This window comes from Nonomuraea sp. NPDC005983 (genome assembly GCF_040614375.1).
GTDB lineage: Bacteria > Actinomycetota > Actinomycetes > Streptosporangiales > Streptosporangiaceae > Nonomuraea.
Genome location: NZ_JBEXUP010000003.1, coordinates 19108 through 35039 on the forward strand (window position 1 = coordinate 19108; position 15932 = coordinate 35039).

At 69.9% G+C, this 15932-nt stretch carries 14 protein-coding genes; 6 read left to right on the top strand and 8 right to left on the bottom strand.

The window, feature by feature from the left end:
- The first annotated feature begins 238 nt into the window (after positions 1-238).
- The 6 genes from ABZ297_RS02555 (at position 239) to ABZ297_RS02580 (ending at position 6544) form a co-directional block, all read left to right on the top strand.
- Positions 239-1228 carry a LacI family DNA-binding transcriptional regulator gene (locus ABZ297_RS02555; RefSeq protein ID WP_355338184.1) on the top strand — a complete coding sequence of 330 codons (990 nt, stop codon included), beginning with the start codon at positions 239-241 and terminating at the stop codon, positions 1226-1228.
- A 94-nt stretch (positions 1229-1322) separates the two neighbouring features.
- The gene (locus ABZ297_RS02560; RefSeq protein ID WP_355338187.1) at positions 1323-2675 is read left to right on the top strand and encodes an extracellular solute-binding protein; all 1353 of its coding nucleotides are present in this window, start codon (positions 1323-1325) and stop codon (positions 2673-2675) included.
- 5 nt (positions 2676-2680) lie between these two features.
- Positions 2681-3547, top strand: coding sequence for a sugar ABC transporter permease (locus tag ABZ297_RS02565; RefSeq protein WP_355338190.1), 867 nt, complete (start codon positions 2681-2683; stop codon positions 3545-3547).
- Positions 3544-4473, top strand: a complete 930-nt coding sequence (locus tag ABZ297_RS02570; protein WP_355338193.1) for a carbohydrate ABC transporter permease — start codon at positions 3544-3546, stop codon at positions 4471-4473. Before ABZ297_RS02565 ends, ABZ297_RS02570 begins: the two co-directional genes overlap by 4 nt.
- Before the next feature lie 2 nt (positions 4474-4475).
- Positions 4476-5990: a glycoside hydrolase family 13 protein gene (locus ABZ297_RS02575; protein ID WP_355338196.1), complete on the top strand. Its 1515-nt coding sequence runs from the start codon at positions 4476-4478 to the stop codon at positions 5988-5990.
- Positions 5987-6544, top strand: coding sequence for a carboxymuconolactone decarboxylase family protein (locus ABZ297_RS02580; RefSeq protein WP_355338199.1), 558 nt, complete (start codon positions 5987-5989; stop codon positions 6542-6544). The genes ABZ297_RS02575 and ABZ297_RS02580 overlap by 4 nt, the downstream gene beginning before the upstream one ends.
- 12 nt (positions 6545-6556) lie before the next feature.
- Here ABZ297_RS02580 and ABZ297_RS02585 read toward each other — a convergent pair whose 3' ends face one another.
- From ABZ297_RS02585 to ABZ297_RS02620, 8 genes are all read right to left on the bottom strand, one after another.
- Entirely contained in the window at positions 6557-7552 is a 996-nt protein-coding gene (locus ABZ297_RS02585; protein WP_355338202.1) for a LacI family DNA-binding transcriptional regulator, read from the bottom strand.
- A gap of 73 nt (positions 7553-7625) precedes the next feature.
- Complete coding sequence (locus ABZ297_RS02590; protein ID WP_355338205.1) at positions 7626-8633, bottom strand: hypothetical protein; 1008 nt, start codon at positions 8631-8633, stop codon at positions 7626-7628.
- Positions 8634-8698: 65 nt separating this feature from the next.
- Positions 8699-10069, bottom strand: coding sequence for a GH1 family beta-glucosidase (locus ABZ297_RS02595; RefSeq protein ID WP_355338208.1), 1371 nt, complete (start codon positions 10067-10069; stop codon positions 8699-8701).
- Positions 10066-10869: a carbohydrate ABC transporter permease gene (locus ABZ297_RS02600; RefSeq protein ID WP_355338211.1), complete on the bottom strand. Its 804-nt coding sequence runs from the start codon at positions 10867-10869 to the stop codon at positions 10066-10068. Before ABZ297_RS02600 ends, ABZ297_RS02595 begins: the two co-directional genes overlap by 4 nt.
- Positions 10866-11822: a sugar ABC transporter permease gene (locus ABZ297_RS02605; protein ID WP_355338213.1), complete on the bottom strand. Its 957-nt coding sequence runs from the start codon at positions 11820-11822 to the stop codon at positions 10866-10868. Before ABZ297_RS02605 ends, ABZ297_RS02600 begins: the two co-directional genes overlap by 4 nt.
- Entirely contained in the window at positions 11819-13114 is a 1296-nt protein-coding gene (locus ABZ297_RS02610; protein ID WP_355338216.1) for an ABC transporter substrate-binding protein, read from the bottom strand. Before ABZ297_RS02610 ends, ABZ297_RS02605 begins: the two co-directional genes overlap by 4 nt.
- Before the next feature lie 123 nt (positions 13115-13237).
- A complete protein-coding gene (locus ABZ297_RS02615; RefSeq protein WP_355338219.1) occupies positions 13238-14128 on the bottom strand; it encodes a serine/threonine-protein kinase in 891 nt (296 codons plus the stop codon).
- A 39-nt stretch (positions 14129-14167) separates the two neighbouring features.
- Positions 14168-15916, bottom strand: coding sequence for an N-6 DNA methylase (locus ABZ297_RS02620; RefSeq protein WP_355338222.1), 1749 nt, complete (start codon positions 15914-15916; stop codon positions 14168-14170).
- Between the last annotated feature and the right edge of the window lie 16 nt (positions 15917-15932).

Below are 15932 nucleotides of genomic sequence, written 5' to 3' on the forward strand. Positions count from 1 at the left end.
GGGGGTTGGCCCTTCGAAGGAGACGGATGGCCGAACCATAGGCTGTCAAACAGATGACAGCAATATTTCGACGAGGTTTCGCAAACTATTGACAGGCAGGCTATGGGCTGTCGGGGGCTTTCCTGCTGGTCAAAGCGGGTTGAAAGGCGACGAGTCCCGCACCGGCCTCCGCAAGTGGTGACGTCCGATCCGCGTAAGCGGTTGCAAGTATTTGCGCTGACAGCCGTATAGTTTGCGCATGACACGACGACTCGCAGAGGTGGCCAAGAAGGTCGGGGTGAGCGAGGCGACCGTGAGCCGCGTGCTCAACGGCAAGCCCGGGGTGTCGGAAGCCACCCGCGAAGCCGTCCTGACCGCGCTCGACGTGCTCGGCTACGAGCGGCCCACCCAGTTGCGCGGCGACAGGGCCAGGCTCGTGGGGCTGGTCCTGCCCGAACTGCAGAACCCGATCTTCCCGGCGTTCGCCGAGGTCGTCGGCGGCGCCCTCGCGCAGCAGGGGTTCACCTCCGTGCTGTGCACCCGCACGGTCGGCGGGGTCTCCGAGGCCGACTACGTGGACCTGCTGCTGCAGCAGCAGGTCAGCGGCGTGGTCTTCGCGGGCGGCCTGTACGCGCAGGCCGACGCCGCGCACGGGCACTACGAGCTGCTGCACGAACGCAAGCTGCCGACGGTCCTGGTGAACGCGGCCGTCGAGCGCCTCGACTTCCCGCAGGTGTCGTGCGACGACGTGGTGGCCGCCGAGATGGCGCTCGCCCACCTGCGCGCCCTCGGCCACGAGCGCGTCGGCATGGTGCTCGGGCCGAAGGACCACATGCCCTCGCGGCGCAAGCTGGAGACGTTCCAGGCGGCGGGCGGCGACCCCGCCCTGGTCGAGCACACCATGTTCTCCCTGGAGGGCGGGCACGCGGCGGCGTCCAGGCTGGTCAGGCGGGGGGTGACGGGGGTGATCTGCGCCAGCGACCTGCTCGCGCTCGGCACGATCAGGGCCGCCCGCCGCGCCGGGCTGTCCGTGCCCCACGACGTGTCGGTCATCGGTTTCGACGACTCCGCGCTGATGAACTGCACGGAGCCGCCGCTGACCACGGTCCGCCAGCCGATCGACGCGATGGGCAGGGCGGCCGTCGACCTGCTCGTCGCGCAGATCGACAAGGCCGTGGTGCCCGCCGACGAGTTGCTGTTCGAGCCGGAGCTGGTGGTCAGGGCGTCCACTGCTCGCGCTCGGGCGTAATGCAGTCGTTATCTTGCAATAGTCCGTCGAAATATTGCAGTGTTCGGTCAGCGATCCTATGGTGTGGGCACCTCGCATCAGAAGGGTCAGACCCATGCAGAGAAGATCCACAGGGCTGTTCATCGTCACCGTGCTCGGGCTCTCCGCCACCGCCTGTGGTTCGAGCGAGCCGGCCAAGCCCACGGCGGGCGGCGCCGCACCGGTGACGATCACCGTGGCCTGCCAGCCCGCCAAGTCCGCGCCGAAGGAGCGCCAGGCCTGGGACGACGACGTGGCCACGTTCATGAAGGCCCACCCCGGCGTGACGGTCAAGAGCACGGACCAGCAGCCCTGCTTCGACCCCAAGACGTTCGGGCCGAAACTGGCGGGCGGCCAGATGGAGACCGTCTTCGTGGTGCCCGTGACCAACTACGCCGACGTCATCGGACAGCGCCAGGCGCTGGACATCACGCAGTACACCGGCGAGATCAAGAACTGGAACGACCTGCGTCCCGACGTGCGCGAGCTGGTCACCAAGGACGGCAAGGTGTACGGCGTGCCCAACGTCCACTACGGCGTGGGCCTGGTCTACAACCGCAAGCTGTTCACCCAGGCGGGCCTGGACCCCAACGCGCCCCCCAAGACCTGGGCCGAGATCCGCGAGGCGGCCAAGAAGATCGCCGGGCTCGGCCCCGGCTACGTCGGCTACGGCGAGTACTCCGGCGGCAACACCGGCGGCTGGCACTTCACCCAGGCCATCTACGGCCGGGGCGGCAGCATCCTCACCGAGGACGGCAAGAAGGCCGCGTTCAACTCGCCCGAGGGCAAGGCCGTGCTGCAGAACCTGCACGACATGCGCTGGGTCGACAACAGCATGGGCAACAAGCTCCTGGTCGGCTGGGAGTCGCTGATGATGGCGATGGGCAGCGGCAAGGTCGGCATGATGCTCGGCGCGCCCGACGTGGTCACCGACGTGGTCAACAAGTTCAAGGGCAACGTCGCCGACTACGGCATCACCGGCTTCCCCGAGGCGAAGGCGTCCCTGAGCGGCGGCGAAGCCTTCATGATCAACCCGAAGGCCACCCCGCAGGAGGCCAAGGCGGGCCTGGAGTGGGTCGACTTCCGCTTCAACACCGTGGGCAAGGGACGCTTCGACTTCGCCAGGGGCAAGAGCATCGGCAACCCCGTCGGGGTCCCCGACAACGCCGTGTACGGCGACTCGCCCACCGGCAAGGCCATCCAGCAGGACCGGGTGACGAACGCCTCGCTGCCGGTGCAGAACTACGAGCCGTACGTGCAGGCCGCCGCGGCCATCCCGCCGAAGGCCGAGCCCGCCCACGCGCAGGAGCTGTACGCCATCCTCGACGTGGCCATGTCCGGCGTGCTGAGCCGTCAGGACGCGAACATCGACCAGCTGCTCTCCGACGCGGCAGCCAAGGCCGACGCCATGCTGGCCGCCAAGGGCTGACCCGCATGGGTGTTCTGAGACGCAACCTGACGGCCTACGGGTTCCTGTGCGCGGCGCTCGCCTGCTTCGCGGTGTTCGCCTGGTATCCGATGGCCAGGGAGTTCATCCTGAGCTTCCAGAAGACCAACCTGGTCGACCCGCCCACCTGGGTGGGGCTGGACAACTTCCGCGCGGTCAGCCAGGACCCGGCGTTCGGCCAGGCCTGGCTGAACACCGTGGAGTTCACCTTCCTCGCGCTGGTGTGCGGCTACGCCGTGCCGTTCGTCGTCGCGCTCGTGCTCAACGAGCTCCGCCACGCCCGCGCCTACCTGCGGTTCGTGGTCTACCTGCCGGTCATGCTGCCGCCGATCGTGGCGGTGCTGCTGTTCAAGTGGTTCTTCGACCCGGGGCCCGGCCTGTTCAACCAGATCCTGGGCTTCTTCCAGCTGCCCGCCCTGGCCTGGCTGGACTCCTCGGCCACCGCGCTGATCTCCCTGATCATCGTCTCGACCTGGATGAACATGGGCGCCGCCACGTTGATCTACCTCGCCGCCCTGCAGAACATCCCGCCGGAGCTGTACGAGGCCGCCGAGCTGGACGGAGCCGGCATCCTCAAGCGGATCCGGCACGTCACCATCCCGCAGACGCGGCTGATCCTGCTGCTCATGCTGATGCTGCAGATCGTGGCCACCATGCAGGTGTTCATCGAGCCGTACATGCTCACAGGCGGCGGCCCGGAGAACGCCACGGTCACCGTCGCCTACCTGATGTACCAGTACGCGTTCACGTACCAGAACTACGGCGCGGGCGGCGCGCTCGGCATGATGCTCATGATCGTGCTGCTCGTCTTCGCCGCCTTCCAGCTCCGGCTGACCCGGGAGGACAAGGCATGATCTCCGTCGGCGCGCGCGCCGTAACCGGGCGGAGACGGGAGAGACGCAGGCCGAAGCCGATCGAGGTGCAGTTCCGCACGATCGTCTCCCCGCACCAGCTCAACAGCAGGTGGGGGCGGCGGATCTACTGGACCGTCCTGGTCACGGTCGTGGTGGGCTTCACGCTGATCTTCGTCTTCCCGCTCTACTGGATGATCACCGGCGCCATGAAGACGGGCGAGGAGCTCGCCCAGATGCCGCCGTCGCTCTTCCCCGCCCACCCGACGCTCGACGCGTTCGTCGAGGCGTGGGACCTGTTCGACATCGGGCTGCTGCTGCGCAACACCGCCTACTACGCGGTGGGCGGCTGGCTGTTCTCGATGGCCGTGGACGTCGCCGCGGCGTACGCGCTGTCGAAGCTCAGGCCGCTGTTCGGCAACGTGGTGCTGGGCGCGATGCTGGCCACGCTGATGATCCCGCCGATGGTGGTGCTGATCCCGACCTACGTCACGATCGTGGACCTGAACCTGCTGAACAACCCGTGGGGCCTGTGGTTCCCGGCGGCGGCGAACGGGTTCAACATCTTCCTGCTCAAGCGCTTCTTCGACTCCATCCCGAGAGAGCTGGTCGAGGCCGCCCAGATCGACGGCGCGGGAGCGCTGCGCGTGCTCTGGTCGGTGGTGCTGCCGGTCTCCAGGCCGATCCTCGGCGTGGTCTCCATCTTCACCATCGTCAACGCCTTCAGGGACTTCGTCCTGCCACTGCTGGTCATGTCCGAGAGCGACAAGATGACGATCAGCGTGGGCCTGTCGCAGACGGCGGGAGCGGTCACCCAGAACGCGATCATGGGCGGTCTGGTGATCGCCAGCATCCCGACGATCATCGTCTTCTTCCTCTTCCAACGGCACATCATGGCGGGCCTCACCGCCGGAAGCATCAAGGGGTGAGCATGTCCCACACGTGGTGGCGGGGGGCCGCGATCTACCAGGTCTACCTGCGCAGCTTCGCCGACGGCAACGGCGACGGCGTCGGCGACCTCGCCGGGCTGCGCTCGCGCCTGCCGTACCTGAAGGACCTGGGCATCGACGCCATCTGGCTGAACCCGTGGTACCCGTCGCCGATGGCCGACGGCGGCTACGACGTGGCCGACTACCGCGACATCGAGCCCGTGTTCGGCACCCTGGCCGAGGCGGAGAAGTTCATCGCGGAGGCGCACGAGCTGGACATCAAGATCATCATCGACGTGGTGCCGAACCACAGCTCCACGGCCAGCGCCTGGTTCCGGCGCGCACTCACCGACAGGACGGCGAGAGACCGCTTCTGGTTCAGGGACGAGCCGAACGACTGGCAGTCGATCTTCGGCGGCCCGGCCTGGACCCAGGTTCCCGACGGCCAGTGGTACCTCCACCTGTTCGCCCCGGAACAGCCCGACTTCAACTGGGCGAACGAGGAGGTCCACCAGGAGTTCGAGGACGTGCTGCGCTTCTGGTTCGACAGGGGCGTCGACGGCTTCCGCATCGACTCGGCGGCCCTGCTGTTCAAGTCCGCGACCGCCTACGAGGACCTGGACGAGGTCCACGACGTCTACCGCCGCTGGCGACGGATCGCCGACGAGTACGGCGACCGCATCCTCATCGGCGAGGTCTGGCTCCCCGACCAGGAGCGCTTCACCCGCTACCTGCGTCCGGACGAGCTGCACACGGCCTTCAACTTCGACTTCCTCTCCTGCCCCTGGGACCCGGCGGAGCTGCGCAGGGTCATCGACCTGACGCTCACCACGCACGCCCCCGTCGGAGCCCCGCCGACGTGGGTGCTGTCGAACCACGACGTCACCCGCCCCGTCACCAGGTACGGCAGGGCCGACACCGCCTTCGCCCACGGAGGCCGCCTGCACGGCGCGCCCTCCGACCTGGAGCTCGGCTACCGCCGGGCGCGGGCGGCGGCGCTGCTGGCGATGGCCCTGCCGGGCTCCCTGTACGTCTACCAGGGCGAGGAGCTGGGCCTTCCCGAGGTCGAGGACCTCCCGGACGAGCTCCGCCAGGACCCGATGTACGCCAGGTCGCAGGGCGCCAACCCGGGCAGGGACGGCTGCCGCGTCCCCCTTCCCTGGGCGGGCGAGGAGCCGCCGTTCGGCTTCGGCGGGCCGCACCCGTGGCTGCCGCAGCCGGAGAGCTGGCGCAAGCTCACGGCCGAGGCGCAGCAGGCCGACCTCGGCTCGATGCTGAACCTCTACCGCACCGGGCTGCGCCTGCGCCGGGAGCTGCTCGGCGACGGCTCGCTCAGCTGGCTGCCGCTCGGCGACGGCGTCCTGGCCTTCACCCGCGCGTCGGGCCTGATCTGCGTGACCAACCTGGGCCCCGGCCCGATCCCGCTCCCGCCGGGCAGGGCCGTCCTCGCCAGCGGCCCGCTGGAGGACGCGGACCTGCCGCCCGACACGACCGTCTGGCTAACATCGCTCGAATGAACCGCCTCCCACCGCTGCCGCCGGACCGGCTCGACACGGACGCCCTGGCCCTGTACGAGAAGATCATCGCCGGCCCGCGCGGCAGGTCGATGCTCGACGGCCAGGGCGCGCTCGTCGGCCCCTTCAACGCGATGCTGCTCAGCCCGCCGGTGGGTGAGGCGTTGCAGGAGCTCGGCGCGGCGATCCGCTACCGCTCCCGGCTGGGCGACCGGGCCAGGGAGATCGCCATCCTGGTGGTGGCGGGCCACCAGGACAGCGCGTTCGAGCGGGAGGTCCACGAGCCGATCGCCCGCGGCCTCGGCCTCTCGGACGCCCAGCTCCAGGCCCTGCGCACCGGCGCGCCGCTGCACCTCGACGACCCCGAGGAGGCGGCGGTGCTGCGGGTGGCGCGAGCGCTGGTCACCCGCGGCGCGCTGGACGACGAGGAGTACGCGCAGCTGGAGCCCGGCGTGCTGTTCGAGCTGACCGCGCTGGTCGGCTACTACGGCACTCTCGCCCTCCAGCTCCGCGTCTTCACGGCCCCGCCCGCCGGCACCCAGGAGCCCGGAAGCTGACCCGCGGGCCGGTCAGGCGGAGTCGCGGACGACCAGCTCCGTGGGCAGGATGACCGGGTCGGCGGGGCCGCCGACGAACAGGCCGAGCAGCAGGCGGACCATCGCCGCCGCCTGCTCGGCCACCGGGTGGCGGACCGTGGTCAGCGGCGGCTCGGTGTACTGCGCCGCCTCGATGTCGTCGAAGCCGACCACCGCGACGTCGCCGGGAACCGTCCGGCCCGCCTGCCTGAGCGACTGCAGCGCGCCCACCGCCATCAGGTCGTTGGCCACGAAGACGGCGTCGAGCGCCGGGTCGTCGCCCAGCAGCTGGCGCATCGCCACCGCGCCCGACTCCCTGGTGAAGTCGCCGACCGCGACGATCGAGCGGCGGTCGGAGTCGCGCAGGACGTTGCGGTAGCCGGCGAGACGGTCCTGGCCGGCGATCATGTCCTGGGGGCCGGCGATCGTGGCGATCCGGCGCCTGCCCGACTCCACCAGGTGGCGGACCGCGGCCTCGGCCCCGCCCACGTTGTCGTTGTCGACGAACGGGATCTCGACGGGCACGGCCGGCCTGCCGTACGAGACGACGGGGACGCGCAGCCGCGACAGGGCGGCGGGCAGCGGGTCGGCGCCGTGCATGGAGATCAGCATGACCCCGTCGACGTGCCCGCCCGCGATGTAGCGCTCCACCCGCGCGTGGCTCTCGGCCGAGGACGCCAGCATCAGCACGACCTGCTTGTTGACCGCCTCCAGCTCCACGCTCGCCGAGCGGATCACCGTGGAGAACAGCGGGTCCTCGGAGAAGACCCTGGTCGGCGGCTCGGAGACGACCAGGGCCACGGAGTCGGTGCGCTGGGTGACGAGGCTGCGCGCCGCCGGGTTGGGCACGTACCCCAGCTCGTCGATGGCGCGCAGCACGGCGTCACGGATTCCGGGCGCCACCGTCGCCTGCCCGTTGACGACGCGGGACGCGGTCGCGCGCGAGACCCCGGCGCGGGCGGCGACCGCCTCCAGCGTGGGACGCCTCATGCCGGGATCCGGCACTGCGGGGAGCACAGGGAGTACAAGGCCACGAGAGGAATGATGGCACCTGCCGGCTGGTTCAGCGGCCGGACCCTTCCACGATTCCGCCGTACGCGGCAACCAGCCGGAACTTTCCGTTCTGCGCGCTCTTGGCGGGGATGTGGGCCACGATCTGGATCAGCTCCCTGCGCTGCATGAAGCGGTAGAACTCGCCCTTCAGCAGGCCCTCCTTGGAGTGGAAGACGTTCATGCCCGGCTTCACGTCGAAGCGGACCGTCCTGGACAGCGTGCTCAGCACCAGCGCGCCGCCGGCGGCGGTGCGCAGGGCGTAGGAGGGGTAGTCGGGCGCCGGCCGCACCGTGGTGCTGACCTTGGCGTACTGGCTCATCCTGACCCGCTCGGCGACCGCGTCCTTGACCCACGCGTCGTCGGCGAACAGGCGCTGCTGCTCGGTGGGGGTCTTTCCGGCGAGCTGCCTGGCGTACAGCTTGACGAACTCGGCCGGGGAGCTGAGCAGGCCGCTCCCGTCGGTGAGGGAGCGCGCGACGGCCTGGCCCGAGCCGTCCTTGGCCAGGCCGAGGAAGGGCTTGGCCTCCAGGGCGTAGGGCGAGTACACCTGCCGCCAGCCGTCCTCGCCCTTGCGGAAGAGCAGCAGGGTCCGTACCTTGCTCGGCTTCTTCGTGACGAGGTTCGTGGAGACCACGTCGGCCGCGAACCACGGCTGGCCCGCAGGGGTGTGGAAGGTGGCGTCGGTGTACCCGAAGGGCGTGTAGGAGCGCTGCTTCGGGTAGAGGATCTTGCTGGACCTGTAGGACGCCTGGTCGATGAGCAGGCTGGAACCCGCCTCGTAGGCCTTCAGTCGCTCGCCGTCCCTGGCCTTGTTGGCCTTGTTGTTCAGGTCGACGTAGGTCTCCAGCTGCCGCTGCGCGCCCGCCGCGTCGATGGCGGGCGCCGCCGTCGAGGTCGTCGGGGAAGGCGCCGAGGAGGGGGCCGCCGACGGTGGCGCCGGGTGGGGGAGCAGGGCCGAACAACCTGGGAGGACGGCGGCGGCGAGCAGGGACGCGACGATCTTCGTTCCACGTGACACGGTGGGAGACTCCGGGACGAGCGAGCACTAGCGAGCCCCAATCTTCACAGAAGACCGTTTTGGCCTCACAGCCGGTTCCTCCCGATGACGTCGCGATACCACAGCGCGCTGTCCTTCGGCGTCCTGGCCTGGGTCGGATAGTCCACGTGCACGATGCCGAACCGGCGGCGATAGCCCTCCGCCCACTCGAAGTTGTCCAGCAGCGACCACACCAGGTAGCCACGCAGGTCGGCGCCCGCCTCGATGGCCCGGTGCACCTCGCGCAGGTGGCCGCGCAGGTAGGCGACCCGGTCCCGGTCGCGGACGCGGCCGTCCTGCACGACGTCGTCGAAGGCGGCGCCGTTCTCGGTGACCATGAGCCCGACCCGCGGGTAGTCGCGCGAGAGCCGCGCCAGCAGCCTCGACAGGCCGTCAGGGACGATCGGCCAGCCCATCGCGGTGGTCGGCGCGTCGGCGGTGGCGAACCTGACCCCCTCGGAGCCGGGCCAGGCGGCGTCGGCGGGCTCGCCCGGGCTCGCCTCCACCACACAGGGGTTGTAGTAGTTGATCCCGATCTGGTCGATCGGGGCGTTGATCAGTTCCAGGTCGCCGTCCTGGACGTGGCCGAGGCCGCCGTTGCGCGCGGCGGCGTCCAGGACCTCCGCCGGATAGCTCCCGTGCACCGCCGGATCGAGGAACTGCCTGGTCAGCAACGCGTGGATGCGGTGTGCGGCGGCGGCGTCCGCCTCGCCCGGCGTCGCCTCCGGGTCGTTGACCTGGGCGGGGGTGAGCACCGGGGCTGAGTTCACGACCAGCATGAGGCTCCGCGCGCCCGCTTCCCGCAGCGCCCGCGCCGCCAGGCCGTGGCCCAGCAGCAGGTGGTGGGCGGCGCGCATGGCGGCGGCGGGGTCGCGGCGGCCGGGCGCGTGCACGCCGTTGCCGTAGCCGAGGTAGGCCGCGACCCACGGCTCGTTCAGCGTGGTCCAGTGGCTCACCCGGTCGCCGAGCCGCTCGTGGACGATCTGGGCGTACTCGGCGAAGCGGTGGGCGGTGTCGCGGGACGTCCAGCCGCCGCGGTCCTCCAGGGCTTGGGGGAGATCCCAGTGATAAAGCGTGACGTACGGCGAAATTTCGGCGTTTAGGAGTTCATCCACCAGCTTGTCGTAGAAGGCCAGGCCCTTGGGGTTGACCCGGCCCTGGCCCTCGGGCAGCACGCGCGGCCAGGACACCGAGAACCTGTAGGCCGCGAGCCGCAGCTCGCGCATGAGCCTGACGTCGTCGGCGTGGCGGTGGTAGTGGTCGCAGGCCACGTCCCCGGTGTCGCCGCCGGCCACCTTCCCGGGGGTGTGGGAGAAGGTGTCCCAGATCGACTGGCCCCGCCCGTCCTCCTTGGCTGCCCCCTCGATCTGGTAGGAAGCCGTCGCGGCACCCCAGACAAAGTCTTCCGGGAAAATCATCCTTTTACAGCTCCTTGCATGATTCCACCGATGATCTGCTTGCCGAACAGGACGAAGACGAGGACGAGCGGCAGGGTGCCCACCGCCGTCCCGGCCAGGCCCAGGACGTAGTCGTTGACGTAGCCGCTCGCCAGCGACGACAGGGCCACCTGCACCGTCGGGTTCTCCGGGGTGAGGACGACCAGCGGCCAGAAGTAGTCGTTCCAGGCCGACATGAACGTGAGCATGCCGAGCACCGCCGCCGCGGGCCGCGCGGCGGGCAGCACGACGTGCCAGAACAGCCCCCACGTCGTGCACCCGTCGACCCGTCCGGCCTCCAGCAGCTCCGTCGGCAGCGCCCTGGACAGGTACTGCGTCATGAAGAACACGCCGAACGCGTTGACCAGCGCGGGCACGATGAGCGCGTAGTCCGTGCCGGTCCACTCCAGCTTCACCATGAGCAGGTAGAGCGGGATGATCCCGAGCTGGGCCGGCACCATCATGGTCCCGACCGTGATCAGCAACATGACGTTCCTGCCCCTGAACGCCAGCTTGGCGAAGGCGAAGCCCGCCAGCGTCGAGAAGAACATCACCGCGATCGAGATCGACCCCGCCACGACGACCGAGTTCAGCAGCGCCAGCCCGAACGGCACGGTGTCGAAGACCCTGGACACGTTGGCGAAGAAGTTCCCGCCCGGCCACAGCGGCGGCGGCACCTCGGCCAGCGCCGAGTTATGCCTGGAGGCCACGACCACGCTGTAGTACAGCGGGAAGGCCGAGAAGAAGGCCACCGCGGTCAGGGTGAGATAGCGCAGCCTCATGCCAGCCCGCCCCTCATCCGGCGCGTCAGCAGGTAGTTGACCGTCGCGACCACCACCACGACCAGGAACATCAGCCAGGACGCGGCCGAGGCGTAACCGAAGTCGAACTTGGTGAAGCCCTGCTCGTAGACGAACAGCGCCAGCGTCTGGAACTGCCGGTCGGGCCCGCCGCTGACCGCGCCGCCCCCGCTGCCGCTGCTCATGCCGAACAGCAGGGGCTCGGCGATGATCTGCATGGCGCCGATCGTGGACACGATGACCACGAAGATGATCGTCGGCCGGATCATCGGGATCGTGATCCTGCGGAGCTGGGTGAAGCTCGACGCGCCGTCGATGGTGGCCGCCTCGTACAGCTCGCGCGGGACGGCCTGCATCGCCGCCAGGAAGATCAGCGCGTTGTAACCGGTCCAGCGCCACATGATCATGATCGAGAGGGCGATGTGCGAGGTCGCGGTGCCCGCGGCCCACTCGATCTTCCCGACCCCGAACCACGAGAGCACCCAGTTGATCAACCCGAAGTCGCGTCCGAAGAGCTGGCTGAAGATCACCACTACCGCCACCACGCTGGTCACGTTGGGCAGCAGCAGCGAGACCCGGAACAGCGTCTGCCAGCGCAGCCGCCGGTTCAGCAGGTGCGCCAGCCAGATGGCCAGCAGCAACTGCGGCACCGTCGAGAGCACGCCGATCGACAGCGTGTTGAACGTCGCGTTCCAGAAGTACCCGTCGCCCAGCAGTGTCGCGAAGTTGTCCAGGCCGACGAAGGTGTGCTCGTCGGACAGCAGCGTCCAGTCGTGCAGGCTCACCCAGGCCGTGTAGGCGAGGGGGAACAGGCCGAACGCGCAGAACAGCAGGAAGAAGGGGGCCACGTAGGCGTACGGCGACACCCTCACGTCGAGGGTGTGCCGCACGCTCCGCCGGCGCCGGCTCGGCACCGCCAGGGGAAGGCTGCTCATTTGATCTTCTTGACGTCCTCGAGCACCTGGGCCCAGGCCTGGTCGGGCGTCTGCTTGCCCTGCTCGACCCGGCCGAGCCCGTCGCCGATGACGACGCGGACGTCCGCCTCCCTCGGCCCGAGGTGCTGCGGCTTCAGCGCCTTGGCCGCCTCGGAGTAGATCTTGCCGATCGGGGCGTCACCGAAGAACGGCTTGGTGAAGTTCTGGATCGACGGGTCGTCGTAGAGCGACGGGATCGACGGGAACGTCCCCTCCTCCTTGAAGACCTTGGCCTGGTTGTCCTTGGAGGTGAGGAAGTCGATCAGCTCGGCGGCCTCCTTGGGATGCTTGCCCTGCTTGGGAAGCATCAGGTGCGAGCCGCCGCTGTTGCCGGAACCGCCGGGCACGGTGGCGATGTCCCACTTGCCGGCCGAGTCCTTGGCCTGCTCCTGGATGAAGCCGGTCATCCAGGCCGGGCAGATGATCGTGGCGAACGAGCCCTTGGCGAAACCGGTGTTCCACGGCGGGGAGAAGGCCGCGAGCTTGGCGGTCAGGCCGCTCTGGGTGAGCTGGTTGGACAGGTCCCAGGCCTTCTTCACGTCCGGGTTGGCGTCGATGGTGATCTTGTCCTGTGCGTCGTACAGCCCGACCGGGGCCTGGTTCACCATCGCGCGGAAGATCTCACCGGGGCTGTCCACGAACTTGGCCCCTGCGACGTTGGCGGCGGCGAACTTCCTGCCGGTCTCGATGTACTGCTCCCAGGTCGGCCAGAGGCCCGCGACCTCGGTCCTGTCGGTCGGCAGCCCGGCCTTCTTGAACAGGTCCTTGCGGTAACACATGGCCAGGCCGCCCACGTCGGTGCCGAGCCCCAGCAGCTGCCCGCCGCCCTTGCTCAGGCCCTGCTGCCACTTCCAGTCGAGGTAGTCGCCCTGTCGTTTCTCCAGCCCGAACTGCTTCAGGTCGTAGAACTTGGCGGGCTGGGCGGTGAACGTGCTGATGTAGCCGACCTCGACCGCCTCGATGTCGGCCGCCCCCGCGTTCGTCGCCAGCCGCTTGATCAGGTTGTTGTGGTGGTCGTTGAACTGCGTGACCTGCTCGACGACCTCGATGTCGGGGTGGGTCTTCTTGTACTCCTCGTACAGGGGCTTGAAGCCGAAGTCGCCGAAGAGGCCGATGGTGAGCTTGATCTTCTCTCCTGGCTTCGCGGCGGTCCCGGTGCTGGTGTCGCCGCCGCCCCCGCAGGCCGCCGTCGTCAGGGCGAGCAGGGACGCGGTGAGCAGGGGCAGGGCGAGCCGTCGGACGCGAGGGGTCATGGAACCCTCCTGGGTTCGTGCCTGGGGGGTGGTTGAGAGAGCGCTCTCTCGCAAGAGTCGTGGCCATCACACGGCACTGTCAACGATGGTTGGGTAACGATCCGGGCTACGGAGAGAGCGTGTTCAGCCGCTCAGCACGCGCCCGACCATCCGGGCGTACATTCGCCCCGGGCTGGGCGACCTGGCCAGGAAGCCCGGCAGCATCGGCAGGGCCACCGCGAACGGCTCCAGCCGCTCATACAGCTCGTCGGCGTCGGCCGGACGGTCGGTCGGCTCCTTCTCCAGCAGCTCCGCCAGCAGCCTGGCCAGCTCGGGCGGCAGGCCGGGGATGGTCGGCGGACGCTCCTTGACCTGCTTCTCGAAGACCACGTAGTCGGTCGGGCCGGTGAAGAGCTGCTGCCCGGTCAGCATCTCGTGCATGACGCAGCCCAGCGCGTACAGGTCGCTGCGCGGCTCGGCGACACCGCGCTGGATCTGCTCGGGCGCCATGTAAGCGGGCGTGCCCAGGATCTGGCCGATGCGGGTGAACGTGGTGACGTCCGCGTCGCGCAACAGTGCCAGGCCGAAGTCGAGCACCTTCACGCTGCCGTCGGGGCACAGCATGAGGTTGGTCGGCTTGAGGTCGCGATGGCAGATCGACAGCGCGTGCGCCGCCGACAGCACCGCGCACGCCTGGGCCGCGATGGCGGCCGCCCAGGAGACCGGCAGCGGGCCGTGCTCGATGACCAGGTCGGCGACCGTGACGCCCTCGATGAACTGCATGACCTGGTAGAGCCGCTGCTCGTGGGTGCCGAAGTCGTACAGCACCGGCGCGCCCGGATGCTCCAGCCTGGCCAGGATGCGCGCCTCGCGGATGAAGCGGCGCTCCAGCTCCTGGTCGGGCCCGCTCGGCAGCCTGAGCAGCTTCACCGCCACCCGGCGTTCGAGGCGCCTGTCGTGCCCGGCGTAGACCGCGCCCATGCCGCCCTGCCCGAGAGGGAGGTCGTCGAGCTCATAGCGGTCGCCGATGACCATTAGCCCCTCCCGCCGTCCATCGGGGAAAAAACTACACCGTCAGGACTGCGGGTGCAGGTGGCCGTCGGTCAGCCCGTCGAGCCCCAGCCGGATCAGTGTCTGGCCCAGGGTGGAGATCTCGCGCAGCGCGTCCTCCAGCACCGCGAGCTGCCGGAAGGCCGCGCCGTACGGCTCCTGCTCCTTGAGCGAGAGCCGCGGCAGGCGGGTGCGGCGCACGTCGAACCGGCTGGAGCCGGTGGTCACCCGGCTGCCCGCGGCCCTGAGGAAGCCGGCCAGGAAGTCGGGGTCGAGCCTGCGCGCGTCGACGCGGTAGAGCGTCAGGTGCGGGCCGAGCACGCAGCCGCCGTCGGCCAGCACCCGGACGCTGGAGTAGGACGCCACCACGTCGCCCGGCTGCACGTGGACCAGCCCCTGCTGGGCGGTGGCGCGGCCGGAGGGCGGGGTGCCGTGGGCGACGTCGTCGGCGGTGAGCACGGGCAGCTCGCCGCCGTGCGCCGCCATCTTCGGCGGCGCCTGCAACGCGATGATCAGCCCCTCCTTGATCAGGTCGCCGACCGTGGTGACCGGCTGGTCGAGCGGCTCGTCGAGGACCCGGAGGTCGGGCGGGGTGGCGCCGGCGGCGAGGAAGCGGTCGCGGGCCTCGGCGAACGCCCGGCCCAGGTCGCCGCGGCGCTGGTGACGGGCCGGGGTCATGTCGACCTCGTCGGCGAGCAGGTCGATGATGCGCACGGTCTGGTCGGAGCGGTCGTCGAGGTAGGCCCGCCACGCGGGCTCGACCACCGACAGGTCGGCCGTCGCGTCGAGGATCAGCACCTCGGACGGCGGCCGCTCACCCGCCGACGGGCGGCGCAGCAGCCACAGGTCGGACCCCGGCAGGGCCACCACGGCCCGCAGCGCGCCCGCCCGCAGCAGGTTCGCCCTGATGCGCCGGCCCGCCCTGCGGCTGGCGGCGGCCGGAGGCATCAGCACGGCCACCAGGCCGCCCGGCCTGACGTGGGTGAGGCAGTGCTGCACCCAGGCCAGCTCGGGCTCGCCACGCGGCGGCAGGCCGTACTCCCAGCGCGGGTCGCCGGTCAGCTCCTCGTAGCCCCACGCCCGCTCGTTGAACGGCGGATCACAGACGACCGCGTCGGCCTTGTCGCCCGCGAAGCCGTCGTGCCGCATCGAGTCGCCCGCCACCACCGCCGCCTCGGTGCCGCGCAGGCGCAGCCTCGCGGCGGCGATCGACGCGGAGGTCTCGCTCAGGTCCTGCCCGAGCACCCTGGCCGCCTTCGGGGCGAGCAGCAGCGTGCCGACGCCGCAGGCGGGGTCGAGGATCGTCGTGCCGCCGGCGTCGACCAGCCTGACCATCAGCTCGGCGACGTCGTCGCGGGTGACCGAGAGCTGCCGGGAGTGCGCCTCCAGGTAGCGCTCGACGAGGAACTCGTACGCGGTGAGCGCCCCATGCTGGGCGGCGAGCTCCGACACGAGGTCGGCCAGCTCGGGTTCCAGCGGGCTCTCACCCGTGGCCAGAAGCGTTCCCGCCTGGGCCACGAGCTCGCCCAGCCGCAAATCTCCCGCGGCTTTCAGGCGTTGCCACACCCGATCTCCCAGCGAGACCTGGTAGGACTTCCCATAGCGGCGCAGCCAGGCCTCGACCTGGCGCAGCGAGAACAGCGGTTGGTTGGCGGTGCCGCCGGTGGGTTGCGGGAAGTCGTCGTGGCGGCGGCGCCAGTTGCTCACCGCGGCACGCCCGACACCAGCGAGCCGGGCGATGTCCCCGGCGTTCACGGTCGGGTCGTGGCTCATGGAGCCCACAGTAGTT